Genomic DNA, 25,901 nt, shown 5'->3' on the forward strand with positions numbered 1-25,901 from the left:
AGGTGAATCCGTTCATGTTGCAAACAGCCCAGCACACGCCACTGCCATCCGAGACCGCGCAATATCAAGAAATTGATGACTTGCTCAGTCGTAATAAACATTACAAAGAAGGCTTTGTCACCACCACCAAGGTAGACACCTTTGACAAAGGGCTTACCGAAGAGGTAGTGCGCGCTATTTCGGCCAAAAAGAACGAGCCGCAATGGATGCTGGATTTTAGGCTTAAAGCCTTTGCGCATTGGTTAACGCTTGAAGAACCGCATTGGGCCAAAGCCAAGTACACGCCGTTAGACTATCAAGATTACAGTTACTATTCGGCTCCCGCCTGCGGCAACTGCGCCGGCCATTGCGATGCTGACGGTATCCAGCAAGGCATTGACCCCGAAGTGGCCAAAGCGTTTGCCGATTTGGGCGTGCCGATTATGGGCGAAAACGCCAATGTGGCCGTAGACGCTATTTTTGATTCTATTTCGGTCTCCACCAACAAACGCGAAGACTTGGCTGAATTGGGTATTATTTTTTGCTCGTTTACCGAAGCGGTACAAGACTATCCCGAACTGGTGCAAAAATACATGGGCACGGTGGTGCCTTATCACGATAATTATTTTGCCACGCTTAACTCGGCGGTGGCCTCGGACGGTACTTTTGTGTACATTCCGCCCAATGTACGTTGCCCGATTGATTTATCGACCTATTTTAGAATAAACGAAGCCAAAACCGGTCAGTTTGAGCGCACCATTTTGGTGGCCGACAAAGGCAGTTACGTCAGTTATTTAGAAGGCTGTTCGGCACCTGTGCGCGACACCTATCAATTGCACGCCGCTGTGGTCGAAGTTATTGTGATGGACGACGCCGAAGTTAAGTATTCCACCGTGCAAAACTGGTATCCGGGCGACGACGAATGCACCGGCGGCATTTTAAACTTTGTGACCAAGCGCGGTATTTGCGAAGGTAAAAACGCCAAGTTATCATGGACGCAAGCGGAAACTGGCTCGGCCATTACCTGGAAATACCCCAGTTGCATTTTAAAAGGCGATAATTCCATTGGAGAGTTTTATTCGGTGGCACTGACCAATCGCCGTCAGCAAGCCGATACGGGCACTAAGATGATTCACATTGGTAAAAATACGCGCAGCACCATTATTTCAAAAGGCCTGTCGGCGGGGCGCAGTGACAACACTTATCGCGGTATGGTAAAAATATTGCCCAGTGCCGAAGGTGCGCGCAACTACACGCAGTGCGATTCGATGTTAATTGGCGACCAATGTGGGGCGCATACGTTTCCGTACATTGAAGTTGAAAACGCTTCCGCGCAGGTCGAGCACGAAGCCACGACTTCGCGCATTGGCGAGGATCAGTTGTTTTATTGCAAACAGCGCGGCATCAGCGAGCAAGACGCCATTTCGATGATTGTGAATGGCTTTTGCAAAGAGGTGTTTAGCGAGTTGCCGTTGGAATTTGCCCAAGAAGCCGAAGAGTTGTTGGCCATTAGCCTAGAAGGTTCCGTAGGTTAACAATACGTTAATTTTACGTTCACCAGGCCTGGTCAATCCGGTTTTTACACGGCAAGTGCGTACTGTAAAACACCACCCAATCCTTAATTTAAGACTAAAAAAAGAACTTCACTTATGCTATTAAACGTAGAAAATCTTCAAGCACAAATTGACGACAAACTCATTCTTAAAGGTTTAAATCTTCAGGTAAACCCCGGAGAAGTTCACGCCATTATGGGGCCAAACGGCGCGGGCAAAAGCACCTTGGCCAATGTATTGGCGGGTCGTGACGACTATGAAGTTGTGGGCGGCAAGGTCGTGTTTAACGGCGAAGACCTGTTGGACATGGCGCCCGAAGACCGTGCGCGCAAAGGCGTGTTTTTGGCGTTTCAATATCCGGTCGAAATTCCGGGTGTTAGCAATAAACTGTTTATGCAAACCGCTTTAAACGCCGTGCGTGCCGAACAAGGCTTGCCCGCACTGGACATGTTTGACTTTGACGAATACGCGCAGGCTAAAATTGACCTACTGGACATGAAGGCCGATTTGCTGGAACGCTCGGTGAATGTCGGTTTTTCGGGTGGCGAAAAGAAGCGTAACGACATTTTTCAGATGGCGTTGCTTGAGCCCAAATTGTGCATTTTAGATGAAACCGATTCGGGTCTAGACATTGACGCATTGCGCGTGGTCGCCAATGGCGTAAACGCCTTAAGGTCGCCCGAGCGTAGTTTTATTGTGGTCACGCATTATCAACGTTTGTTGGACTACATTAAGCCCGATTTTGTGCATGTTTTGGTCAATGGAAAAATTGTCAAATCCGGTGGTTTTGAGTTGGTGCATGCCCTAGAAGAGCATGGTTACGACGAATTAATTTCGCAACACGGAGCGTAGTCCTTTGGCGCAGAGTCTTGAAATCACAGCGCCGTCCAGCACGGCGCGTAAAATGTCCCCGGTCGCTCGGCAAGCAGTAGCGCATTATGTCGGGTTGTCGCAAACTTTAAATCAACAGCAGGACAGCTCCAGCGTGCAAACGGCGCGCGCGCATGCGCAAGGCATCTTGGCAAACGCAGGCTTTCCCACGCAACGCGATGAGGCTTGGCAGTACACTAAACTCACTGAATTTGTAAAAACCCATTTTACAATGGCCGGCGCCAGTCACATTACCGAACAAGATGTGCAAAAATTTATGCCGCCTTACCCAGTGACCAAATTGGTGTTTGTTGACGGATGGTTTAGCGAACGCTTTTCGGATGATTTGGTTGATTTGCCGCGTGGCGTTACCATTGAAACCATGCGCGACGCCGAAAGCATCTCGGGCGGCGCGGCAGCGTTGTTTAACCACCAAAGGGCGTTTGACGTTGAACCTTTTGCGGTGTTAAACACCGCGTTGTTGGCCGATGGCTATTACTTGCAAGTGGCGCGCCATACCTGTTTAGAGCAACCTATTTTTGTGTTGTACTTGCAGACTCGGCACGACCAAATAGCCAATGTTCGCAATCGCGTTATTATTGAAGAAAACGCGCAAATAACCCTGGTTGAACACTATGCGTCACTCAATACCGACGCTTTAGCCACGGTTAGCGGTTGCACCAATGTGGTGAATGAATTAACCCTGGGCGAGTCGGCGCAATGTCATCAGGTGATTGTGCAAACCCAAAATCACAGCAGCTACTATTTTAATAATCAGTTTATTTATCAAGCCGCCAAAAGCCAGTTTTTTGGTTTTTACGCAGGCCTGGGCAGTGTGACTTCGCGCCACCAAAACCATTTGTGGATGAACGGCGAGCGCGTAGAAAGTTCGCAAAACAGTGCGTGCATTGGGCGGGCAGGGCAAACGGTGGACAGTCGCACCGACACTCAACACAACCAAACGTGGGGCACCAGCCGTCAACTGCATAAATTTGTGTTGGACGACACCGCGATTGGGGTATTTGATGGCATGATTAAAGTCGATCGATTGGCGCAAAAAACCGACGGTCAAATGGACAATAAAAATTTGTTGCTGTCCAATGCCGCCAAAATGGATTCTAAGCCAAAACTTGAAATTTATGCCGACGACGTCAAATGTTCGCACGGCTCGGCCACGGGGCAAATTAACCCAGAGCAAATTTTTTATTTGCAGGCGCGCGGTATTGCACGTGCTCAAGCGGTTCATATGATTACCCAAGCATTTTTGATGGAGCCAGCCGAGGCCATTGTGCACGCTGGCGTACGTCATTGGGTTATGGATTGGTTAACCAAAACGCTTAACGATTCTAACGCTTAACGATTTAAGGGGGTAATGGATGCAAACATCGCTTAAAAACAGTCCCGATTTTAGCCAGATTCGCGCGCAGTTTCCCATTTTGCAACAAACCGAAAATGGCCAGCCATTGGTGTACTTGGATAACGGCGCGACCGCGCAAAAACCGTTGTCGGTGATTGAGGCGATGGACACTTATTACCGCACACAAAACGCCAATGTACATCGTGGCGTGTACGGTTTAAGTGAGCGTGCCACCGAGTTGTACGAAGGCGCACGCGAAACCGTGCGCCAGTTTTTAAACGCGCAATCGACCAAAGAAATTATTTTTGTGCGCGGCACTACCGAGGCCATTAATTTGGTGGCCTTTAGTTGGGCGCGCGCCAACTTAACGCGTGATGATGAAATTATTGTAACCGAAATGGAGCATCACTCTAATATTGTGCCGTGGCAGTTGTTGCGTGATCAGCTGGGCATTAAATTGTCGGTGTTGCGCATGAATCATTTGGGCGAAATTTGCCTAGAGGCCTTAAAAGGCATGGTGAGTGCTAAGACAAAGTTGCTGGCGGTCACCCAAATGTCGAACGCTTTGGGAACTATTAATCCTGTCAAAGAGATGGTACGCATTGCCCATTCGGTCGGCGCCAAAGTCTTAGTCGATGGCGCGCAAGCCACGCCACACATGGCGGTGGATGTACACGATTTGGATTGTGATTTTTATGCGCTGTCTGGGCATAAAATGTACGGCCCGACGGGCATTGGTGTGTTGTACGCCAAACAAGCGTTGTTAGAAGCCATGCCACCTTATCAGGCTGGGGGCGACATGATTTATTCGGTGACCTTTGAAAAAACCGAATACAACGTGTTGCCTTATAAATTTGAAGCCGGAACGCCGCACATTGCCGGTGCAATTGGCCTGGCGGCCGCCATTCGTTTTATTGAATCGATTGGTTTAGAGCACATTGCGGCGCACGAAGCCGATTTATTGGCTTACGCCACCGCCGAGCTTAAAAAAATTGACGGTCTGCGCATTATTGGCGAGGCCAAGCACAAAGGTGGCGTGGTGTCGTTTGTAATCGAAGGGGTGCACCCACACGACATGGCGACCTTAATGGATCAAGAAGGCATTGCGTTGCGCGCCAGTCACCATTGCGCTATGCCGGTTATGCAACATTTTAACGTGCCGGCCACCATTCGTGCCTCGTTTGGGGTGTACAACAATCACGCCGACATTGATCGTTTGGTGGCGGCTATTTTAGAAGCCAAATCGATGTTGCTTTAACGGTTGTTTTAACTGTCTCTATAAACTACGAGCATTGACCAGGCCTGGTCAATGCTAAAGTCGTTGTAAACCATCATCAATCAGCACTAAAACAGCAAGCGTTTATTCAAGTTATCATGCCGTTATGGCATTTTCTTCTGTGTCTTTATCGAATATTTTAGCGCCGGTTTATGCAAAGCGTTGTATCATATCGCCCATTCAAAATAATAGAAATAAAGCGTTTTTAATGAAAGAACAGGTCAAGCAGATTCATTTTGTAGGAATTGGCGGGGTCGGCATGGCCGGCATTGCCGAAGTGTGTTTAAACCTTGGGTATGTGGTGAGTGGTTCGGACTTAAAACACAACCCAACCGTGGCGCGATTAGAGTCCTTGGGGGCGTTGATTCAGCTGGGGCACGATGCACTGCATGTGCTTAATACCGATGTGGTAGTGGTGTCTACCGCCATTGGCGCGGGCAATCCCGAGGTAAATTGGGCGCGTGAAGCACGCGTGCCGGTGATTCCGCGTGCCGAAATGCTGGCCGAGTTAATGCGCATGCGTTTTGGCATTGCCATTGCGGGCACGCACGGCAAAACCACCACCACCAGTTTAACGGCGGCGGTTTTAACTCAAGGCGGGGTCGATCCTACGTTTGTGATTGGTGGCAAGCTTAATCAAGTGGGCGCCAATGCGCGGTTGGGTTCGGGTCGCTATTTAGTGGCCGAAGCCGATGAATCCGACGCCTCTTTTTTACACCTGTCGCCTATGATGTCGGTAGTCACCAATATTGACGAAGACCACATGGAAACCTACCATGGTGACTATTTAAATCTTGAAAACACCTTTATTGAGTTTATTCATCGTCTGCCTTTTTACGGCTTGGCGATTGTCTGTGTGGACGACCCTAATATTCAAGCCATTTTGCCTAAATTGTCGCGACGGGTCGAAACCTATGGGTTTTCAGAGCAAGCCGACGTGCGCGCCATTAATGTGCAGGCGCACGGTTTGCAAATGCGTTTTCAGGTGTTGGTGGGGCGTGAAAAAAGTTTTGATGTGGTGTTAAACACGCCAGGTCGCCACAATGTGCTGAACGCGTTAGCGGCCATTTCGATTGGCTTAAAACTCGACATTGCCGTGGCCGACATTGTGCAGGCTTTGCATGAGTTTGGCGGGGTAGGGCGGCGGTTTGAAGTGTATGCGCAGCGTTTTATTGGGGGTCATACGGTCACGTTAGTGGACGATTACGGTCACCATCCAACCGAGCTCACCGCCACCATCGCCACGGCCAAAGAGGCGTTTGTCAAAAAACGAGTGGTGTTGGTGTTTCAGCCGCATCGCTACACGCGCACCCGTGATTTATTTGACGAGTTTGTTAACGCACTGTTGGCACCCGATTTGGTGATTTTAATGGACGTGTATTCAGCGGGCGAAACCAGTTTGCCAATGTTTGATTCCAAAGCCCTCTTGCAAGCCATGCGGGTGCGGGGCAAGCAAGCTATTTACGCCGAAAGCGTTGAGCAATTAAATGAAATTGCCAGCGATGTGTTGCAAGACGACGACGTGCTGTTGGTTATGGGCGCGGGCGACATTGGCTTAGTGTCAAAGCAGTGGATGGCGCTGGACGCCGCCCACAAACTCTAAGAGACTTTCGCGCCTCACTCGTGCAAAGGTCTCTAAACATAAGTCGGGTATTACAGGACAGTTTGAAAATGAATTTTGGAAAAGTAGCCGTATTAATGGGTGGCACCGCCGCCGAACGTGATGTGTCATTACGCAGTGGAGTGGCCGTTACGGCCGCATTAATCGCCGCAGGTATTGATGCTACCGCTGTGGATGTCACCTCGCTAAACGACTTGCAAGCGGTGGCACAGCATTACGATCGCGCCTTTATTGCCCTGCATGGCCGTTGGGGTGAAGACGGTGTGGTGCAAGCCATTTTGACCGATTTAGGCGTGCCGTTTACCGGCAGTGGCATGGCGGCATCGGCCTTGGCGATGGACAAATTACGCACCAAGTGGATTTGGTTGGGTGCGGGGTTGCCTACACCAGAATTTGTCTGGGTCTCGGCCACGCGACCGCTTAATCTTGCGACCTTTGCCATCCCGTTTCCGGTGATTGTTAAGCCGTGCCATGAAGGTTCGAGTATCGGCATGCGCAAAGTCAATAATGTGACCGATTTGGCCGAAGCGGTCGCGTTTGCCCAGCAGTTTGACAGCGAAGTATTGATTGAACGCTGGATTACTGGCAAAGAGTACACCGCCGGTGTCTTGGGTAAAGAGGCTTTACCGCTAATTCGTTTACAAACCACCCACGATTTTTACGATTTTGACGCCAAATATAAATCCAACGACACTCAATACATTTGCCCATGTGGGTTAGAGCCTGCCATTGAAGCCAATATTAAGGCGATGGTGTTGCAAGCGTTTGATGTGTTGGGTGCTAAAGGTTGGGGGCGGGTCGATTTGATGATAGATGAAAACAACCAGGCCTGGTTAATTGAACTAAATTCGGTGCCCGGCATGACCGATCACAGTTTGGTGCCCATGGCCGCTAAAGCCTCGGGTCGAACCTTTGAAACCTTGGTGCGTGAAATTTTACATTCATCGTGTTTGCAATAATGTACCCTGATACTCTGAAGAGTGGGTTGTTGTTATGAAAAAAAGTATACGAATCGTTAGGGCATTGCTGATTGTGCTGGTGTTAAGCGCCATTGGCTGGCTGGTGGCGCAAAACAGTTCGTTGCTGTTTAAACCCGTTAAAACCTATCAAATTAGCACGCCACTCGTTAATGTAAAAGAACACGATATTGATGCGGTGATGCAGCCTTATTTAGGATTGTCTTTTTGGGGGCTTAATTTGGACTTGATTCAGGCCGAATTAACGCGCCTAGATTGGGTCGCGCACGCGACTGTTAAGCGCAGTTGGCCTGATAGAGTGTATGTATTAATTGAAGAGCAAAAGCCAGTCGCACGTTGGGGAGCCGCCGGTTTGGTAAATGATTCGGGCACGGTGTTTTATCCAAGAGACATGAGTTTGTTTGCTGATTTTGTGTTGCTGGATGGGCCGCTGGATAAGTCAGTCGAAATGCTGTTGTACCTAGTAAAATATCAATCTATCTTAAACACACTAGGGTTTACGGTTGCTGCATTAAAGCGCCAAGTGGACGGAGTTTGGCGTGTGCAATTATTAAATGGCCCCGAGCTGGTACTGGACGCCAACCAAAGCGAAGCGAGTATTCAGCGTTTTATTAGAGCCTATCCTAAGCTGTCGCCCGAACTTAGAAAGTCAGCAAGTGTTTATGATTTACGTTATAGTAACGGGTTTATTGTCGGTAACGGGCAGTAATAAAAGTAAAAGAGATGTACTTTGAGTACCTTAAGGTCTCATTTTCTAAGAAATTTTTGACGCCATAGAGCTTAAAATCCTTAAGTAAAGGTTCTATAAACACGTATGCAAAAATTTCTTTAAGTCGTTGGTTTAGTTTAAAAGGTAAAAAAGCATGGCGCGTAAACAGCAAGCTTCAAACACGGTAGTCGGTTTGGATATTGGAACCTCAAAAATTGCGGCAATCATTGGCAAAATTAGGCCAGACGGTGAAATTGAAGTCGTCGGAATGGGCTCGCATCCCTCACGCGGTCTTAAAAAAGGCGTGGTGGTCAATATCGATTCAACGGTCGAATCTATTCAGCGCGCCATTGATGAGGCCGAACGCATGTCGGGTTACACCGCACAAAACGTTTATGTAGGTATTGCTGGCAGTCATGTTAAAAGTTTTAACTCCAACGGCATGGTCGCAATTCGCAATCAAGACGTGCAAGCCGATGACATAGCGCGCGTTATGGACGCCGCGCAAACCATCGCGATACCAGGCGATCAGCGCGTACTGCATATATTGTCGCAAGAGTACATTATCGACAATCAAGGGGGGATTCGTGAGCCCATTGGTATGTCGGGCGTTCGTTTAGAAGCTAAAGTTCACATGGTGACGGGCTCAGTCAGTGCGGCGCAAAACATTATTAAATGTGTAGAGCGTTGTGGTTTGGGTGTGGCCGACATTATTTTAGAGCAATTGGCCTCCAGTGAAGCGGTGCTCTCAGAAGATGAAAAAGAGTTGGGCGTTTGTCTAGTGGATATTGGCGGCGGCACAACGGATATTGCGGTGTTTCACAATGGCGCAATTCGCCATACAGCCGTTATTTCGGTAGCCGGTGATCAAGTCACCAACGACATCGCAGTGGCATTACGCACCCCAACGCAAGCGGCCGAAGAAATTAAACGTAAATACGCCTGTGCCTTGCAACAGTTAATTAATAAAGACGAAGAGATTGAAGTTCCTAGCGTGGGCGATCGTCCTGCACGGTGTTTGTCACGCCGCACCTTGGTTGAGGTCATTGAGCCGCGTTTTGAAGAGTTATTTCAGTTGATTCAGTCCGAGTTGCGCAGCTCAGGCTTTGAAGATGTTTTGGCCGCCGGCATTGTTTTAACCGGTGGCAGTTCCTTAATAGAAGGCGCGGTAGAGTTGGCCGAAGAGGTTTTTCATATGCCGGTTCGCTTGGGTTACCCGCAAGGTGTGGTCGGCCTAAAAGACGAGGTAAACAGCCCTGCATACGCTACCACCGTAGGGTTGCTTATGTACGCCAAAGAGCACATGGGTGAAATTGTGTTTGATGAGCCTGAAAAACCTGCAAAACCCGGAAGAAAAGCCAATCTTCCGAGCGCGGGTAGTGTATTAGAACGGATGAAAAACTGGTTTAAATCGAGTTTTTAAGTTTCGCTTAATTCGTCAATAGGGCGTTTAAAGCACAAACCACTTTTGAAATAAGTGTGAAATTAGCCTGGGCAAGTAAAAGCCCCCAAAATTCTGTGAGCTTGAATTGAATCAGAGAACCTTAGCAAATCCTATTAAAGCCCGTGGTGTTGGATTGCACACTGGCCATGAATCCATTATGACCTTGCGTCCTGCACCGGTAAACACAGGCATTATTTTTAGACGCATTGATCGTAATCCGCCATTAGAGTTTAAAGTTTCCCCCAATATTGTGGGCGAAACGATGCTGTGCACCACCATTGTGGCTCATCAAGATGGCGATAAAGTTAAAATTGCTACCATAGAACACCTTATGTCAGCTTTGGCAGGCATTGGTATTGATAATGTCTACATTGACATTACCTCAGACGAAGTGCCCATTATGGATGGCAGTTCGTCGCATTTCATATTTTTGCTGCAATCGGCGGGCGTACAAATACAGGACGCACCTAAAATGTTTGTGCGAATTTTAAAAGAAGTCGCGGTCGAAAATGACAAAGGTGGTTACGCTAGATTTAAGCCTTTCGCGGGGTTTAGACTTAATTTTTCTATTGAGTTTGACCACCCAGCATTTCAAGAAACCGCTGAAAAAATGACCTTGGATTTTTCCTCAACATCGTATTTTAAAGAAGTCAGTCGTGCGCGCACGTTTGGCTTTATGAAAGACATGGAAATGCTACGAGCGCGTAATCTTGGTTTGGGTGCGAGTCTAAAAAACGCCATTGGTTTGGACGATGATGGTGTAATGAATGTAGAAGGTTTACGTGACAAAGACGAATTTGTGCGCCACAAGATTTTAGACGCCGTAGGCGATTTGTACATGATTGGCGCACCTATTTTAGGTGAGTTTACAGCGCATAAATCAGGGCATGCCCTTAATAATCAATTGTTGCGTGCCTTGCTTGCGCAACCTGATGCTTATGAGTTGGTGTCGTTTAAAGACGCAAAGCCACCCATTCAATATGGCAGCAGTAAAGTATTGCTTTAATTTGATGCGTATTCATATTCAATGAGCCTTGAGAGCTTTGCCCGTGCATTCATTGGTGCAAAGACCTTATTAAATGTGCCGCTTAGTTTAGGTTTGGTTTGACCAGGCCTGGTTAAGCGGCATTTTTGTGCATTGCACTTTTGTATTTTAATGCCGTGTTTTATGGCGCGTGTTTTGTCTTATCGGTGGCAGGTTGAGCGCGTTGGCTTAGTTTTAATAACGCCATTTTTAAGCCCTGAGAATCGGTATTGCGTGCTATGAGTTGCATGGTTTGTGCGTCTGTATCGCTCGGAAAACTGCTGGTTTTAGGCACTTTTATTGGAGTTTGTGATTTAGGAAAGATGTGTATTTTAACCCTGGTTAACGCCAAATGTGGAAAGTGCGTTTTATAGACGTTTAATACAGTATCTTCAAAAAATCGCAACTGCGTTGCCCAGATGCTTTCATCAATTTGCAAAATTAACGTGCTCTGCTCAAAGCCCACGCCAATCAAATGTGCTTGCAGTTCAGGGGGCAATTGGGCTTGCCCCACTGACAACAGTGCCTGAAACAATTGCGCCTCTTGCAACAAATGGTTTAGAGCGCCACCAGATTGATTTAATAACGGTTTGAGCATGATAATAACCGGTTATGTGTTAGAATATTGCCCATTTTACAGCATCTAAGCCGCCCTAATGTGGCCTATTCTTTTAGAACTTTTTGAACTTTTAGACCTTGAGACCTTTGCATGAGTGGATATACACTCGTGCAAAGGTCTCTTTAAATCGGAAAACACTTTACATGGCTTTTAATCTCTTTAAAAAAATCTTCGGCAGTCGTAACGAACGTATGCTAAAGGAATATCGCAAAACAGCCCAGCAGGTCAATGAGTTAGAAGCTGAATTTTCTCAGTTATCGGACGAGCAAATTCAGCTTAAAACCGACGAGTTTAAAACAAGATTGCAAGCGGGCGCTACGCTAGACGATATTTTGCCCGAAGCGTTTGCAGTGGTAAGAGAAGCCGGTAAAAGAGTATTTGGAATGCGTCATTACGACGTGCAAATGATGGGTGGTATAGCCTTACATCAAGGTAAAATTGCCGAGATGCGTACTGGCGAAGGTAAAACGCTGGTAGCTACCTTGCCGGTATATTTAAACGCCTTGTTGGGCAAGGGCGTTCACGTCATTACCGTCAACGATTATCTGGCCAAGCGTGATGCGCAGTGGATGGGACAGCTGTTTGAGTTTTTAAACTTATCTACTGGTGTGATTTTAAGTGGCCAGTCGCAGCAAGAAAAGCAAATGGCGTATTCGATGGACGTGACTTACGGCACCAACAACGAATTTGGGTTTGATTATTTACGCGATAACATGGCTATCTTTTCGGCCGAAAAAGTCATGCGTGGCCAACACTTTGCGGTAGTGGATGAGGTCGACTCAATTTTAATTGACGAGGCACGTACGCCTTTAATTATTTCGGGACCTGCTGAAGATAAGGCCGAAATTTACAAAAAAATTAACCCACTAATCGTGCATTTAGAGCAAGGTCAAGAAGACCTTGAAACCAAGAGTTCGAGTGGCGATTTCACCATTGACGAAAAATCCAAGCAGGTTTACCTAACCGACCAAGGACACGGCAAGGTTGAAGAGTTGTTGATTGAACAAGGCTTTTTTGAAGAGGGTGAAAGCCTATACGATGCCACCAATATTGGTTTGATGATTCACGTTAACGCCGCTTTGCGCGCAAACTTACTGTTTGAAAAAGACCGTGATTACATTGTTGAAAACAATCAGGTGGTCATTATTGACGAATTTACCGGTCGAAAAATGGACGGTCGCCGTTGGAGCGATGGCTTGCACCAAGCCATTGAGGCTAAAGAAGGCGTTAAGGTTCAGCAAGAGAGTCAAACCTTTGCCTCGATTACCTTTCAAAATTATTTCAGACAGTATAAAAAACTTGCCGGTATGACCGGAACCGCCGACACCGAAGCGGGGGAGTTTTTATCAACCTACAATTTAGAAGTGGTGGTGATTCCGCCTAATAAAATTCCAGAGCGTAAAGACTTAGCCGATTTGGTGTTTTTGGACATGGAAGGAAAATTTGCGGCCATTGTCGAAGACATTCGTGAAACCACAAAATCATTGCAACCCGTGTTAGTGGGTACAGCTTCGATTGACATGTCTGAACTGCTGTCGCGATTGCTGACCACCGAGGGCATTACCCATAACGTCTTAAACGCCAAACAGCATGAAAGGGAAGCCTATATTATTGCCAACGCTGGTTTGCCAGGCGCGGTCACCATTGCAACTAACATGGCCGGTCGTGGTACGGATATTGTTTTGGGCGGTAATCTTGAAATGGAAATCGCGGCGTTAGAAAACCCAACGCCCGAGCAGATTGCACAAGTTAAAACCGATTGGCAAGCCCGCCACAATGCGGTGCTTAGTTACGGTGGTTTAAAAGTGATTGGTTCAGAACGCCACGAATCACGTCGCATTGACAACCAGTTACGTGGACGTTCTGGTCGCCAAGGTGATGCAGGTTTAACCCGTTTTTATCTGTCGCTAGACGATGATTTAATGCGTCGTTTTGCCTCAGAAAAAGTTAAGTCAATGATGAAGCGTTTGGGAATGACTTCAAACGAAGCCATTGAGCACAGCATGGTCACCAAGTCGATTGAGCGCGCGCAAAAGCAAGTGGAGCGTATGCATCAAGATGAGCGTGCCAATTTGTTAAAGTTTGACAACATTGCAAACGAACAGCGCAAAGTAGTTTACTCGCAACGTAACGAGTTAATGGAAGCCGACGATGTAACCGATACGTTAGATGCCTTGCGCGAACAAGTGGTTGAGCAAATGGTGGCGACGTATGTGCCCAAAGGTTCATTAGAAGAGCAGTGGGATATTGCCGGCTTAACCCTGGCGTTGCAAGAAGATTTGGGTGCGGCATTAAGTATCCAGGCCTGGTTAGAAGACAATAAAAACTTGTATGAAGAAAAATTGGTTGAAAAAATCATTGCTGAGCTAGAGGCTTTATACAAAGCTAAAATGGCTGTGGTTGACCCGCAAACCCGCCACCACTTTGAAAAAGAAGTGTTGCTGCGCACGATGGATAAGCAATGGCGTGAGCATTTAGCCGAAATGGATTATTTACGTCGCGGGATTCACCTGCGTGGTTACGCGCAAAAAGATCCGTTTCAGGAATACCGTCGCGAGTCGTCTGAGATGTTTAAAAACTTTTTAAACGAAGTGATGTTTGAAACCGTTAAAGTACTGTCTTTGGTGCAAATTGAAGGGCCTAAAGACGTTGATGACTACGATGAACAATTGGCGGCCAGTCGTCCCCAGCAGTTGGAAGCTACGCATCCGGCCGCGCAAGGTATAAGCGATGCCATGCGTCAACCAGACCCAGTCATGCCAACAGAGGATGATTTGGAGATGGACGCAGACAGCACCTTTAAACGCGATGTCCCCAAGGTTGGACGTAACGATCCATGCTCATGCGGTTCGGGCAAAAAATACAAACATTGTTGCGGTAAGCTAAGTTGAGATAGGTTTGAGTAGAGTTGAATAAAGTTGAATAAAGTTGAATTTGCACAAGACGTGAATGCCATTTTTATGGGTGAATTCATTCCTGCAAAGGTTTCTTTTTGTATTTTTATGTTATAAAAACCCAATTTAATTCTTTTTATGTTGGGTTTTTTGCTTTCTTTATTAATGCATTTTTAATGCTTGTTAACATAGGATTTTACGATGAGCGGTTTAAACATAACACTTCACCCCATTGCTGGCGTGTATTTGGGTACTACCAGTGCGGCCATTAAAAAGCCTGGTAAAATTGATTTGGTGGTGATTGAATTGATTCCTGGTGCGCTTACCGCCGCAACGTTTACTCAAAATGCCTTTTGCGCCGCACCGGTGACCTTGGCCAAACAAAATTTAACCCACGCTATGCCACGCGCGCTGCTTATTAACAGTGGCAACGCCAATGCAGGCACTGGCGCGCAAGGTATGTTAGACGCCCAGCAATGTTGTGCTTGGGTAGCGCAAGAGTTGGGGTGCAGTCCCGAAGAAGTGTTGCCGTTTTCGACTGGCGTGATTGGTCAAAACTTACCAATGGAACGTTTTCAGGCAGGGATTCCAAATGCAATAGCCAATGTGAACATCACTGGCTGGGAAAATGCATGCTTAGGCATTATGACCACCGACTTAGTGCCTAAAGCCGTCAGTCGTGTGGTTGACGTAGACGGCCATTCGGTGACTTTAACCGGAATTTCAAAAGGCTCTGGAATGATTCATCCTAACATGGCGACGATGTTAGGATTTGCCGCGACGGACGCTAAAATTACCCAGGCCTGTTTGCATCAAGCGTTGTTGGATGCGGTTAAAGTTTCGTTTAACCGCATTACAGTCGATGGCGATACCTCAACCAACGATGCCTGTACTTTAACAGCGACTCAACAGGCAGACATGCCAGTAATTGATTCGGTTAACTCTAAAGCCTATCAAGACTTTGCCCAAGCGGTTAAAGAGATGATGACCGAACTGGCGCAAATGATTGTGCGCGATGGTGAGGGCGCAACTAAATTTGTGACCGTGGACGTGCAAGGTGGTGCGTCAGAAGAAGAGTGCTTAAAAGTAGCACACGCTGTGGCGTTGTCGCCGTTGGTTAAAACGGCGTTGTTTGCATCTGACCCAAACTGGGGGCGTATTTTAGCTGCGGTGGGGCGTGCTGGTGTCGATCAATTAAATGTGGATACGCTTAAAATTTATTTGGGCGATGTCTGCATTGTCGAAAACGGCGGTCGCGCGGCTAACTACACTGAAGAGCAAGGTCAGGCGGTGATGAGCCAAACCGACATTCCGATTACCATTCAGTTAAACCGTGGTAACGCACACGAAACCGTTTGGACAACCGATTTTTCATACGATTACGTTAAAATTAACGCAGAGTATCGTTCATAAAACGTTCATACATAAAGTGACCAGGCCTGGTTAAACGCTAACCAGTCGCTTTAAAGCAAAAAAGCCCAAACAGATTATTCTGCTTGGGCTTTTTGTATTTTTGCTTTACGCATGTTAACAAGTAAAAAAATAAAAAGTTAAAAGGGTTATAACACCGCAATCACCCGGTGGTTACAACCAATTTAGCCAACACTTCACAGAGTCGGGCATTTTCGGCGTCCGTTCCGATGGTGATGCGCACGTATTGGTCTATGCGCGGCAGTTTAAAATAACGCACAATAATCGATTCATCGCGTAATTGTTGGGTGAGGGTTGCTGCATCGACTTTGGGGTGGGTGGCAAACACAAAGTTGGCGGCCGACGGAATAACGTTAAAGCCCAAGTCTTGCATAAACTGAGTAAGTTGCTCGCGCGTGTCTATGATTTTTTGGCAGGTGGTTTCAAAATACGGCTGATCTTCAAACGCGCCAATAGCCGCGGCCATGGCGAGTTTGTCCAATGGGTAAGAGTTAAAGCTGTTTTTAACACGCTCCAGTGCCTCAATGAGTGTGGCATGTCCCAAGGCAAAACCAACGCGCATTCCAGCCAGCGAGCGCGATTTAGACAAGGTTTGCACCACCAATAAGTTGGGGTATTGGTCAATTAAAACGGCCGCACTTTGGCCGCCAAAATCAATGTAAGCCTCGTCCACTACCACCACTTGATTTGGGTGGTTTTTTAGCAAGCGTTTGATGGCTTCTAATTCCAAGACTCGTCCCGTAGGTGCATTTGGATTGGGGAATATAATCGCGCCGCACTCCTGATTGTAGTCATCAACGTCAATAGCAAACGCTTCATTGAGAGCCACAGTTCGGTAATCAACCTGATATAAGCCACAATATACCGGGTAAAAGCTGTAGGTGATGTCCGGAAACAACAGCGGCTTGTCGTGTTTAAGCAGGGCTTGAAAAACATGCGCTAATACTTCATCCGAGCCGTTGCCGACAAAAACATTGTGTGACGTAAGGTTAAAATGTTTGGCAAGCGTGCTTTTAAGCGCATCGGCATTTGGGTCTGGATAGAGTGTTAGCAGATTGTTGGTGGCCTGCCTAATCGCTTCTAGCGCCTTGGGGGACGGCGGATACGGGTTTTCGTTGGTGTTGAGTTTAACCAAATTAGCCATTTTGGGCTGTTCGCCCGGAACATAGGGGGTTAACTCGTGAACAATTTTGCTCCAGAACTGGCTCATCGCTTGGCATCCCTTTAAAAAATGAAAAACTATTTTACCGTAAAATAACCAGGCCTGGTTAGTTTGAATGTGGGTAAACGTGTCATAAAATAGCTGTAAAAAACATAAATATTAAGGAGTATGGCATGAACCATCAAACCGAATTGAATCCAGCGTTAAACAACGAAATTGCGATTGCCGTCGGCGTGTTAATTCGCGGTTCGCAAGTGTGCCTGAGTGTGCGCCAATCGCATCAAACACACGCCGATCACTGGGAGTTTCCGGGTGGAAAAGTGCACGCTAATGAAACCATTGAACAAGCGTTGGTGCGTGAGTTTAACGAAGAGCTGGCGATTGAAACCAGGGGTTGGCAACCTTTGATTGAAATTCCGTGGGCGTACGATGCGTTACGCGTGCGGTTGCATGTGTACCAGACCGAGGACTTTTCTGGCGAACCGATGGGCAATGAAGGGCAAGCCGTGGCGTGGTGTGAACGCAGTGAGCTTAAAAGCAGAAAATTTCCGGCGGCCAATAAGGGGATTGTCAGTGCGTTAACCTTGGCCGATCACCTGATGATCAGCGGTGCGTTTGACGATGAATCCGATGCTTTGAAGCGACTGCAACAGGCGTGCGAGGCGGGTGTGCGTTTTTGTCAGTTACGCGCTAAACATTTGCCGCAGGCCGACTTTGTGACCTTGGCGAATAGAGCAATTGATTTGGTGCATGGTTATGGCGGCAAAATTTTGCTGAACGCCGACCCGGCTATTTTAGCCTTGTGCCCGATGGCCGATGGGGTTCAATTGGCGTCGAATGCGCTTGAAAAATTTACCCAACGTCCTATTGCGGACGATAAATGGCTGGGGGCTTCAACCCACAATGTAAGCCAAATGCAACACGCCTTGGCGTTGGGAGCGGATTTTATCTTACTTTCACCCATCAAGCCAACGCGCTCTCACCCCGATATGCAGGGCATTGGCTGGTCGGCGTTTGCGCAAGCTGTGCGGGAAATTCCTGTGCCAGTTTACGCTTTGGGCGGTATGCAACCGACCGACATTGACCAGGCAAAGTCTTTAGGCGGGCAAGGTATTGCCGCCATATCTGGGTTTTGGCCAGGGTAAATTTAGGGCATCTTTAGCGCATCTTTAGGCTATTTGTCGGCAGGCGACTCGTGTGACGACGAATTTTGAGAATGCATTTCAGCTGCTAAATGCGTAATTTGCGTTTCAAGTTCGGTCAAGCTGCCGTTATTGGCAATGACACGATGTGCCATGTTTAAGCGGGTAGCGCGATCGGTTTGTTGTTGCAGAATTTTTTAACGTCACTTTCACAACTGTGATCTCGCTGAACGACACGGCTGGTTTGCTGCTCTGGACTGGCATCGACCACCCAAATTTCATCGAGAAATTCACGCCAATCACGCCAATCATCAGGCCTGGTCAAATCATTTTGCAGGGTTTCAGCTAACAATGGAATGGCGACTAAAATAAACGCGGGCGGTTGTGGTGAGTTTATTAATTGAGCGACTTGTCGCTGGGTTTCGGCCTTAATTAGCGGGTGTAATATCGCTTCTAATTGTTGCTTTGCCAGCGCATTGTTAAAAATGAGTTGGCGTAATTTAGCGCGATCAAGGGTTTGGTCTGGTTGCAAAATGCCTGCGCCAAACGTCTTAATAATAGCCTTAAGCCCAGGGCTGTTGGGGCATACGACCTGTCTTGCTATCGCATCGGTGTCAACGGTAGGAATGCCATGTTGGGCAAATAATTGACTTACGGTCGATTTTCCCGAGCCAATGCCGCCGGTAAGGCCAATAATTTTAGGTGTGTTCACAGTCAAATCACATGTTAATTGGGTGCAATGGCTGCATCAAGATTTGTTGGCTTAGCAGGCTTAGAATGCTTAAAAGGCTCAATAATTTGAGCTATTGATATCAGCGGAGGGCTAAGCGTTTGGTCAGGTTTACCCAGTAAATAGCCTTGTACATGCGTGGCGCCAGCCTTTTTGGCGAGCTCAAGCATGGCGTAATCCTCAATGCCTTCCATTACCAACTCGTAATCCGAGCGACGCACCATGTCTGCGGTACTGGCAATAATGTTGCGAGTTTTGTCATCGCCAGATAAGGCGCGGGTCATAGAAATATCAAATTTAATAATGTCTACCGGCATATTCGCCAAGTAACGAATGGACGAATAACCACTGCCAAAGTCGTCTAGCGCAATTAAAAATCCCTGGCTTCGCAAGGTACTTAAGACTTCTTGGGCGTATTCCATGTGGTCGATAAGAATGTTTTCGGTGATTTCAATTACAATTTTATGCAGCGCCAAAAAGGGAATAAAGGGCTTAAATAAATCAATAAAAAATGGTTGTAATAGAGTTTTACCCGAGATGTTGACCGAAACGCCCGTGTTTTGTGAGATTACCCCACTTTGTAGAGCTTGTAAAATTTGATGAATGACTTGAGTGTCTATTTCAACCTCTAAACGGCGACGCGTGACTACTGCAAAAATATCGTTGGGATAAATAAGAACGTCGCTATTGGGTTGGCGTATGCGAATGAGGGACTCGTAATAAATTTTTCCATCCATAACACTGCAAATAGGTTGATAGTGCATAACAATGTTGTGGCCTGTATGAATGGCATCTACCACGGCATTAACCACCACATTAGACACCATGCCGTGGGCTTCTTGGTCAAGCGTGTGGTGGTAAAACTGGATTTTATGTTGCTGTGATTGTTTGGCTTTATACATCGCAATGTCGGCTTGGCGTGGCAGGCTAGACAACACGTGCTGGTCTACGGCTCCGTCGCTTGAGTTAACTGTACTGATGCCAATGCTGTATGAGAGTTTTTCTTTAATGCCAATAGAGTAAAAGTTGGCTTCGTTAAGAGCATTTAAGCATTGGGTGGCTATAGCCAAAGTTTCGTCGGCTGATTTGTCTTGAGTAATTACCGCAAACTCATCGCCCCCAATACGGTAGACCGAACAATCAATTGGTAAAGACTGTTGAATGGTGCTGGCAGTAATGCAAATGACTTCATCGCCAATTTCATGACCGTAGGTGTCATTGAGCGCCTTAAAAAAGTCGCAATCAAACAGTATAAATGCAATGTTTACTGGATGAGAGGCGTAGTGGGTCAAAATGTCGTGCCAAGCTTCGTCAAACGCACGGCGGTTGTATATGTTGGTGAGCGCATCGCGACGAGCCTGATCCCAGACTAACAAGTTTTGCTGATCTAGCGCATGCTGAGTGTGTTGTAAGTCACGGTGGTAAGTGTGCAAAGAGTGCTTTAGGTCTTCAAATTCTTGCAGTAAAAATGTGTTAGTGGGCGCTGTGTGGGTTTCGCTGGGGTGTGTTTTTAATCTCTGTAAGTAAGCCGAAAGCACTTGCAAAGGCTTATTAATCATGTGGTTAAAAATAAATAAAAACATTGTTGCGGCTATTAACAAGAGCAGAGCTGACTCGGTTAAAAAGGTTTCAATTAACTGCCATAAATGATCGCTTACTGGATTGGACACCGGAAAAAATTGTGTGTATTGCAAAATGGTTGACAATGGTACTTGCCCGTCACCATTAAAATGCAAACTGCTTTTATTGGTAAAGTAAAACGTGTTGTCGCTAAGCAGCGTGGGCAAAAGGTCTATTGAAATGCCTACGTAACCTAATATTTTTTGGGTACTGCGCTCGTAAATGGGTTCAAACACATTTAGGTGGGTTTCTGCATTGGGTTTAAACACCACCGTAGGCGTGGTGTCTTTAATGTGCAGCGGCAAAGTCAGGTGCGATTGACTGTTAGGGGAGGCCGGAGTGAGCAAACGTCGCTCTGCTGTATACAACTCCAGTTGGTCGTAATGGGGTTTAAAGTAACCACTCTCTTTTAAGCGCTCATCGTGCCAATAAAAGTAGTAGCTCGAATCGTGAAACTGTTGGTGAACCTCGTCCCAGTCAGCAATGGCTTTGAGTTCTTGATTAATTTTATGAGTGGTAAAAGACAAGGCGGCTTTAACTTCTTGCTCGGCGGCGATTTGAGCTTGCTCTAACACGGTGTGCTGAATTTTTTACCTTCTGAAAAAAACGAATAGTTCACCAACACTAATAAGGCAATGCTTAGCGTTAAGAAAATAAAAAATATACCTTGATAGGGCGGATAAAAAAAGTTTTTTCATGAGATTTTATTCACCTTAAACCACTCGTTAAGTATCCAGTTTGCTCATGTCTTTTATTATTCAAGCGCGTTAAGGATTTCAACAATTCGCTCTTGTAATGTAAATTCATATTCGCTCGAAAAAAAGTGGTTGGCACCTTCTACAACGGTTAGCTTAGTGCCGGTTTTTTCAAGCAGGGTTAACCAATCGCGTCCTGTGCTTTGGTAACGCTTATCAGCGCCGCCCATAATAGTGTAGCTAGGAATGGTTAGATTGGTTAAGCGTTCTAAAATGTAAGCTCGGTCAAGTTTCATATACGATAAAAAGCTTTCAGGAGTGGCGAAATAGTTGTTTTTACAAAATAAAAAACTGTATTTTTGAGGGGCTGGTTTTGCCTGTTTTAGGGCGTTTTGAGCAAAGACAATCTCGTTTTCCATTGAGCCAAGCTCTTCACCGTTAAGGTAAAATAGACTGGTAAACACCGCCGCCGCAATGTTAAGTTGTGGCTGAGTGTGCAACATTTCTAGTAGTTCTTGACTGCCACTGGAATGCCCTAATACGACTACTTTTTTATGCCCTTGTTCATTAAGCCACTTAACCCATTGTGCGACTTCTAAAACGTCTTTTTCTAAAGTATGGGTATGGATTGAATTGCATTTTACCGAGCTTTTGCGTTGAGAAATGTCCAGCGTGAGCGTTGGGCTTAAGGTGGTATAGCCTTCATCGTGCAGTGCCGTAGCCATAGCCACAACGGTATGAAATTGATTGGTGGTTAAAAATCCGTGCAAAATTAACACAGCAGGCTTTTCGGCCTCACCCAAAAGATAGTGCGCTTCGGCCTTAATGTTAGAGGGCGTAATGGGTAAAATAATGTCTTGCGCTAAACTCTGACTGGCAGGTACGCCACACAATCCAAGCGCTAATAGGCTTATTGACAACAATTGATTCCACTTCATTCAATACCTTCTTTGACATTAATTTTTACATGGGTTGTGCATGAGTTGCGTGTTGATTAACCGTTTGGTTACGACAAATTTTTACAAGACTATCAAATATACATCAATGGGTAAAGTTGTTCGTATGTTTATTGCATATAAAGTCTGTTAAAGGTACGTAAGCACACGGTTAATTCAACTCATTCTAAAAAAATGTTGACCAGGCCTGGTCATGATGCGCTGTAAAATCGTGCATTCAAAACGTGTTAATCGTTAAAATACGGTTCAATATTGGTTAATTTAAAGAGTAAACCCTATGTGCGGTATTTGTGGTGAGATTTATTTTAACGGCCAAACAGCGTCTAAAGCACGTTTAGAGCCTATGCTAAAAGCACTTGAAAAGCGCGGTCCCGACGACGGTGGCATTTGGCTACACGGTCAAGTGGGGTTTGGGCATCGGCGTTTGGCCATTATTGATTTAAGCGCAGGCGGCCATCAGCCGATGTTGGACGGCGAGCTTACCTTGGTGTTTAACGGCTGTATTTACAATTATGTGGCGTTAAAACACGAGCTTGAAGCGCTGGGTCAGGTGTTTAAGTCGCATTCTGATACCGAGGTATTGTTAAAAGCCTATCGCCAATGGGGGATGGAGTGTGTAAGCCGGTTTGAAGGCATGTTTGCGTTTGCCATTTGGGACGACGATCAACAACAACTGTTAATAGCCCGCGACCGCATGGGCATTAAACCTTTGTATTACGCGGTGGTCGACGGTGGTGTGCGGTTTGCCTCAAACACCCAAGCGTTGCTAACGGCCAACGACATTGATACCTCAATTGATCCGATTGGTTTGCATCATCAACTGACTTTGCACGCTGTGATACCTGCGCCGCACACCATATTAAACGGCATTAAAAAACTTGAGCCGGCGCATTGGATGATTATTAACCCCGATGGCCAAATCTATAAAAAGCAATATTGGTATTTAGAAGCGCAACATCCTAGCAAAATGGCCGACGGTTCGGCAGTTCCTAATACTGACCAGGCCTGGTTAGACGTGATTCATCGCGCTTTAAAAGAGGCCGTACACAAACGTTTAACGGCCGCTGACGTGCCGGTGGGTGTGTTGTTGTCGGGCGGATTAGATTCAAGCTTGCTGGTGGCCTTGTTGGCCGAGGCGGGGGTGAAAAACATCAAAACCTTTTCGATTGGCTTTGAAGACGCGCCAGAAGAAAAAGGCAATGAATTTGAATTTTCGGATTTGGTGGTGGAGCGTTATCAAACCGACCATAAAAAATATCTGATTTCCAATCAAGACGTGTTGCCGCGCTTGCACGAATCGGTCAAAGCCATGTCCGAACCCATGGTGGGCCAAGACGCGATCGCCTTTTATTTGCTGTCCGAAAAAGTGGCTCAAGACGTAAAAGTCGTTATGTCCGGGCAAGGGGCTGACGAAGTGTTTGCCGGTTATTCTTGGTACCCTAAAATGGCGCAAGCCGGCCAAAATATTGCCCCCAACGACAGTGACGCGGCCGTGGCGGCGTTTGCACCTTTTTACTTTGACCGCAGTCATCAAGAGTGGCTCGACACGGTGTCGCCCCAGTATCACGTGGACGATGTAACCTCGCGCTACATTGGCGATCGCTTAACCGAAGCCGGTGCAGACACGTTTTTAGACCAAGTATTGCGCTTAGATGTGACCACGTTAATTGTCGACGACCCTGTAAAACGCGTCGACAACATGACCATGGCGTGGGGATTAGAAGCGCGGGTGCCGTTTTTAGACCATGCCTTAGTTGAGCTGGTGATGGCCTCACCCGATGCACTTAAGCTTAAGCAAGACGGTAAATACATTTTAAAAGCAATTGCCCGCGGTTTAGTGCCCGATGCCATCATTGACCGTCCTAAAGTGGCGTTTCCCATGCCGGCGCTTAAATACGTGCGCGGCGAATTTTATGAGTTTATGAAAGCGTTGCTCATGTCGCCGGCCGCTCAGGCGCGCGGTATTTTTAACGCGGATGCCTTGCAGAACTTATTAGACAACCCCGAAGCGCCTAGCAGTTTTACCGCCATTCAGGGCAGCAAATTATGGCATGCGGCGCTGTTGGAGTTTTGGTTGCAAACGCATGTGGATAAAACGCTTTAAGCCTGTAACAAAAAAATTCTATGATTTTGGTGCATAACCCAGTAAAATGGTCGGAAATAAATTGTGTGACAATTTGATGAAAATTGACAAAAAATTGACTAAAAAAGGATTTTAAACATGGAAAACGCAAGCAATCAAGACCCTGTAATTAAAGAAACCTTAGAACGAATTCACAGTCAAGTGACCAACAATCCGGTAGTGTTGTACATGAAAGGCACGCCGCAAATGCCATCGTGTGGTTTTTCAAGCCGCGCGTCGCAAGCCTTGGCTGAAACCGGTGAAAAGTTTGCGTTTGTTAATATTTTGGCCGATGCAACCATTTTTGAACACTTGCCAAAATACCAAGATTGGCCGACCTTTCCGCAATTGTACATTGGCGGCGAGTTGCAAGGCGGGTGCGACATTACGTTAGAATTGGCCGAGTCGGGTGAGTTAAAGCGTCTGATGGCTGAGGCGAATGCTTAAGCGATTTTAAGCCTTAAAAAGCGAATCATTTGACCAGACCTGGTGGTTTTAAATAACGCATTAAGAGACCTTTGCACGAGTGAGGCGCGAAAGAAAAATGAGGAAAAACTTGCCTGATTGCGGCGGAAAACGCAGTGAATAGCGGGCTATTCGCAAGTTTTTCAACAAAAATTAGGTGAATTTTAACCATTTTTATTCGTGCATTCACTCGTGCAAAGGTCTCATTAAGTATGTATTAAGTGTGAATTAAGCAAAGCAGGCAATAAAAAAGCATCTTACGATGCTTTTTTTACGTCTGTAAAAAATAAAGCTAGTTAACCAGGCCTGGTGGTATTGGTTTTAGGGGTACTGGCTATAACGCAAACAAAACCCACGTCATTGCGGGTTTGACCCGCAATCTATAGATAAGTACAGCGCACGTGGAAGATGCCGTGTCGTGGCACGGCATGACGAAACAGGCAACTTGACCAGGCCTGGTGGTATTGGTTTTAGGGGTATTGGCTATAACGCAAACAAAACCCACGTCATTGCGGGCTTGACCCGCAATCTATAGATAAGTACAGCGCACGTAGAAGATGCCGTGTCGTGGCACGGCATGACGAGTCAGGCAAGTTGACCAGGCCTGGTCAACTAGGTTTATTAAACTTATTAATCATCAAAACGTTCCAGTAAAATCGGAAACTGATTCACAATCGTACAAAAAAGGTCGGCGGTTTTTTCGGTGTCGTACACGGCGCTGTGTGCTTGGCTGTTGTCCCATTCTAAACCGGCTTTAACCACCGCTTTGGCCAGTACTGTTTGACCATAGACTAAGCCGGCCAGCGATACGGTATCAAAGGTGCTAAATTCGTGAAATGGCGATTTAACATGACAACGCTCGGCGGCTTTTTTAACAAAGTTTAAATCAAAAAATGCGTTATGCCCCACCAAAATCGCTCGTGTGCAGCCGGTGACTTTTAAGTGGTGATTGATGGGTGCAAACAACTCTTTTAACGCCTCTTTTTCGCTTACGGCTTCTCTAAAAGGGTGAAAGGGGTCGTCCATGCCAATAAATTTAAGGGCGCTGGGTTCAAGGTTAGAGCCGGCAAAGGGTAAAATGTTTTTGTCAAACGTGGCGCTGCGTACCAAACGGCCTGCGGCGTTCATTTCTAGGGTAACCACCGCCATTTCCAGTAACGCATCTTTGTCGGCATTAAATCCGCCGGTTTCAACATCGACCACAACGGGCAAGAATCCGCGAAAACGGTCTTTCATTTTTTTACTTTGTTCATAA

The 25,901-nt window shown here is 46.6% G+C and carries 21 protein-coding genes; 14 read left to right on the forward strand and 7 right to left on the reverse strand.

Features of this window, described 5'->3' with window-relative positions; translation table 11 throughout:
- Positions 1–14 precede the first annotated feature (14 nt).
- From sufB to lpxC, 9 genes are all read left to right on the forward strand, one after another.
- A complete protein-coding gene (gene sufB / locus EP181_RS02450; protein WP_127470247.1) occupies positions 15–1,514 on the forward strand; it encodes a Fe-S cluster assembly protein SufB in 1,500 nt (499 codons plus the stop codon).
- 114 nt (positions 1,515–1,628) lie between these two features.
- Positions 1,629–2,384, forward strand: a complete 756-nt coding sequence (gene sufC, locus EP181_RS02455; protein ID WP_127470248.1) for a Fe-S cluster assembly ATPase SufC — start codon at positions 1,629–1,631, stop codon at positions 2,382–2,384.
- 52 nt (positions 2,385–2,436) lie between these two features.
- On the forward strand, positions 2,437–3,759 hold the full coding sequence (sufD, locus tag EP181_RS02460) for a Fe-S cluster assembly protein SufD (protein ID WP_127470249.1): 1,323 nt from the start codon (positions 2,437–2,439) through the stop codon (positions 3,757–3,759).
- 19 nt (positions 3,760–3,778) lie between these two features.
- A complete protein-coding gene (locus tag EP181_RS02465; RefSeq protein WP_127470250.1) occupies positions 3,779–5,017 on the forward strand; it encodes an aminotransferase class V-fold PLP-dependent enzyme in 1,239 nt (412 codons plus the stop codon).
- Between the two features lie 226 nt (positions 5,018–5,243).
- A complete protein-coding gene (gene murC, locus EP181_RS02475) occupies positions 5,244–6,638 on the forward strand; it encodes a UDP-N-acetylmuramate--L-alanine ligase (RefSeq protein WP_127470251.1) in 1,395 nt (464 codons plus the stop codon).
- A 68-nt stretch (positions 6,639–6,706) separates the two neighbouring features.
- On the forward strand, positions 6,707–7,615 hold the full coding sequence (locus tag EP181_RS02480) for a D-alanine--D-alanine ligase (protein ID WP_127470252.1): 909 nt from the start codon (positions 6,707–6,709) through the stop codon (positions 7,613–7,615).
- Positions 7,616–7,649: 34 nt separating this feature from the next.
- Positions 7,650–8,342: a cell division protein FtsQ/DivIB gene (locus EP181_RS02485; RefSeq protein WP_127470253.1), complete on the forward strand. Its 693-nt coding sequence runs from the start codon at positions 7,650–7,652 to the stop codon at positions 8,340–8,342.
- 154 nt (positions 8,343–8,496) lie between these two features.
- The gene (ftsA, locus tag EP181_RS02490; RefSeq protein WP_127470254.1) at positions 8,497–9,765 is read left to right on the forward strand and encodes a cell division protein FtsA; all 1,269 of its coding nucleotides are present in this window, start codon (positions 8,497–8,499) and stop codon (positions 9,763–9,765) included.
- Positions 9,766–9,871: 106 nt separating this feature from the next.
- Positions 9,872–10,792, forward strand: a complete 921-nt coding sequence (lpxC, locus tag EP181_RS02495; RefSeq protein ID WP_127470255.1) for a UDP-3-O-acyl-N-acetylglucosamine deacetylase — start codon at positions 9,872–9,874, stop codon at positions 10,790–10,792.
- A 160-nt stretch (positions 10,793–10,952) separates the two neighbouring features.
- Here the strand turns inward: lpxC and EP181_RS02500 are convergent, their stop codons facing one another.
- Positions 10,953–11,408, reverse strand: coding sequence for a DciA family protein (locus EP181_RS02500; RefSeq protein WP_127470256.1), 456 nt, complete (start codon positions 11,406–11,408; stop codon positions 10,953–10,955).
- A 164-nt stretch (positions 11,409–11,572) separates the two neighbouring features.
- Here EP181_RS02500 and secA point away from each other — a divergent pair, with 164 nt between their 5' ends.
- Both secA and argJ read left to right on the forward strand, forming a co-directional pair.
- Complete coding sequence (gene secA, locus EP181_RS02505; protein ID WP_127470257.1) at positions 11,573–14,320, forward strand: preprotein translocase subunit SecA; 2,748 nt, start codon at positions 11,573–11,575, stop codon at positions 14,318–14,320.
- Positions 14,321–14,524: 204 nt separating this feature from the next.
- Positions 14,525–15,736, forward strand: coding sequence for a bifunctional glutamate N-acetyltransferase/amino-acid acetyltransferase ArgJ (gene argJ, locus EP181_RS02510; RefSeq protein WP_127470258.1), 1,212 nt, complete (start codon positions 14,525–14,527; stop codon positions 15,734–15,736).
- A 160-nt stretch (positions 15,737–15,896) separates the two neighbouring features.
- Here the strand turns inward: argJ and hisC are convergent, their stop codons facing one another.
- Positions 15,897–16,964, reverse strand: a complete 1,068-nt coding sequence (gene hisC, locus EP181_RS02515; RefSeq protein WP_127470259.1) for a histidinol-phosphate transaminase — start codon at positions 16,962–16,964, stop codon at positions 15,897–15,899.
- 125 nt (positions 16,965–17,089) lie between these two features.
- On the opposite strand from hisC, the gene EP181_RS02520 reads away from it, so the two are divergent.
- Complete coding sequence (locus EP181_RS02520; RefSeq protein ID WP_127470260.1) at positions 17,090–18,061, forward strand: Nudix family hydrolase; 972 nt, start codon at positions 17,090–17,092, stop codon at positions 18,059–18,061.
- A 29-nt stretch (positions 18,062–18,090) separates the two neighbouring features.
- Here the strand turns inward: EP181_RS02520 and EP181_RS12605 are convergent, their stop codons facing one another.
- The 4 genes from EP181_RS12605 to EP181_RS02535 form a co-directional block, all read right to left on the reverse strand.
- A complete protein-coding gene (locus tag EP181_RS12605) occupies positions 18,091–18,213 on the reverse strand; it encodes a hypothetical protein (protein ID WP_269471147.1) in 123 nt (40 codons plus the stop codon).
- A 2-nt stretch (positions 18,214–18,215) separates the two neighbouring features.
- Complete coding sequence (gene coaE, locus EP181_RS02525; protein ID WP_197723390.1) at positions 18,216–18,770, reverse strand: dephospho-CoA kinase; 555 nt, start codon at positions 18,768–18,770, stop codon at positions 18,216–18,218.
- A 14-nt stretch (positions 18,771–18,784) separates the two neighbouring features.
- Positions 18,785–20,983: a bifunctional diguanylate cyclase/phosphodiesterase gene (locus EP181_RS02530; RefSeq protein WP_127470261.1), complete on the reverse strand. Its 2,199-nt coding sequence runs from the start codon at positions 20,981–20,983 to the stop codon at positions 18,785–18,787.
- A 179-nt stretch (positions 20,984–21,162) separates the two neighbouring features.
- Positions 21,163–22,041: an alpha/beta hydrolase gene (locus EP181_RS02535; protein ID WP_127470262.1), complete on the reverse strand. Its 879-nt coding sequence runs from the start codon at positions 22,039–22,041 to the stop codon at positions 21,163–21,165.
- A gap of 295 nt (positions 22,042–22,336) precedes the next feature.
- Here EP181_RS02535 and EP181_RS02540 point away from each other — a divergent pair, with 295 nt between their 5' ends.
- The gene (locus EP181_RS02540; RefSeq protein ID WP_127470263.1) at positions 22,337–24,163 is read left to right on the forward strand and encodes an N-acetylglutaminylglutamine amidotransferase; all 1,827 of its coding nucleotides are present in this window, start codon (positions 22,337–22,339) and stop codon (positions 24,161–24,163) included.
- 117 nt (positions 24,164–24,280) lie between these two features.
- Positions 24,281–24,628 carry a Grx4 family monothiol glutaredoxin gene (gene grxD, locus EP181_RS02545; protein ID WP_127470264.1) on the forward strand — a complete coding sequence of 116 codons (348 nt, stop codon included), beginning with the start codon at positions 24,281–24,283 and terminating at the stop codon, positions 24,626–24,628.
- 648 nt (positions 24,629–25,276) lie between these two features.
- On the opposite strand, the gene rnt is transcribed toward grxD, so the two are convergent.
- On the reverse strand, positions 25,277–25,882 hold the full coding sequence (gene rnt, locus EP181_RS02550; protein WP_127470265.1) for a ribonuclease T: 606 nt from the start codon (positions 25,880–25,882) through the stop codon (positions 25,277–25,279).
- Between the last annotated feature and the right edge of the window lie 19 nt (positions 25,883–25,901).

Source organism: Thiomicrorhabdus aquaedulcis, from assembly GCF_004001325.1.
Classification (GTDB): domain Bacteria; phylum Pseudomonadota; class Gammaproteobacteria; order Thiomicrospirales; family Thiomicrospiraceae; genus Thiomicrorhabdus; species Thiomicrorhabdus aquaedulcis.

Bases quoted from the DNA above. Each gene is read 5' to 3' on its own strand.
- sufB (WP_127470247.1), top strand. From the start codon at position 15: ATGTTGCAAACAGCCCAGCACACGCCACTGCCATCCGAGACCGCGCAA.
- sufC (WP_127470248.1), top strand. From the start codon at position 1,629: ATGCTATTAAACGTAGAAAATCTTCAAGCACAAATTGACGACAAACTC.
- sufD (WP_127470249.1), top strand. From the start codon at position 2,437: ATGTCCCCGGTCGCTCGGCAAGCAGTAGCGCATTATGTCGGGTTGTCG.
- EP181_RS02465 (WP_127470250.1), top strand. From the start codon at position 3,779: ATGCAAACATCGCTTAAAAACAGTCCCGATTTTAGCCAGATTCGCGCG.
- murC (WP_127470251.1), top strand. From the start codon at position 5,244: ATGAAAGAACAGGTCAAGCAGATTCATTTTGTAGGAATTGGCGGGGTC.
- EP181_RS02480 (WP_127470252.1), top strand. From the start codon at position 6,707: ATGAATTTTGGAAAAGTAGCCGTATTAATGGGTGGCACCGCCGCCGAA.
- EP181_RS02485 (WP_127470253.1), top strand. From the start codon at position 7,650: ATGAAAAAAAGTATACGAATCGTTAGGGCATTGCTGATTGTGCTGGTG.
- ftsA (WP_127470254.1), top strand. From the start codon at position 8,497: ATGGCGCGTAAACAGCAAGCTTCAAACACGGTAGTCGGTTTGGATATT.
- EP181_RS02500 (WP_127470256.1), bottom strand. From the start codon at position 11,408: ATGCTCAAACCGTTATTAAATCAATCTGGTGGCGCTCTAAACCATTTG.
- secA (WP_127470257.1), top strand. From the start codon at position 11,573: ATGGCTTTTAATCTCTTTAAAAAAATCTTCGGCAGTCGTAACGAACGT.
- argJ (WP_127470258.1), top strand. From the start codon at position 14,525: ATGAGCGGTTTAAACATAACACTTCACCCCATTGCTGGCGTGTATTTG.
- hisC (WP_127470259.1), bottom strand. From the start codon at position 16,964: ATGAGCCAGTTCTGGAGCAAAATTGTTCACGAGTTAACCCCCTATGTT.
- EP181_RS02520 (WP_127470260.1), top strand. From the start codon at position 17,090: ATGAACCATCAAACCGAATTGAATCCAGCGTTAAACAACGAAATTGCG.
- EP181_RS12605 (WP_269471147.1), bottom strand. From the start codon at position 18,213: ATGGCACATCGTGTCATTGCCAATAACGGCAGCTTGACCGAACTTGAA.
- EP181_RS02535 (WP_127470262.1), bottom strand. From the start codon at position 22,041: ATGAAGTGGAATCAATTGTTGTCAATAAGCCTATTAGCGCTTGGATTG.
- EP181_RS02540 (WP_127470263.1), top strand. From the start codon at position 22,337: ATGTGCGGTATTTGTGGTGAGATTTATTTTAACGGCCAAACAGCGTCT.
- grxD (WP_127470264.1), top strand. From the start codon at position 24,281: ATGGAAAACGCAAGCAATCAAGACCCTGTAATTAAAGAAACCTTAGAA.
- rnt (WP_127470265.1), bottom strand. From the start codon at position 25,882: ATGAAAGACCGTTTTCGCGGATTCTTGCCCGTTGTGGTCGATGTTGAA.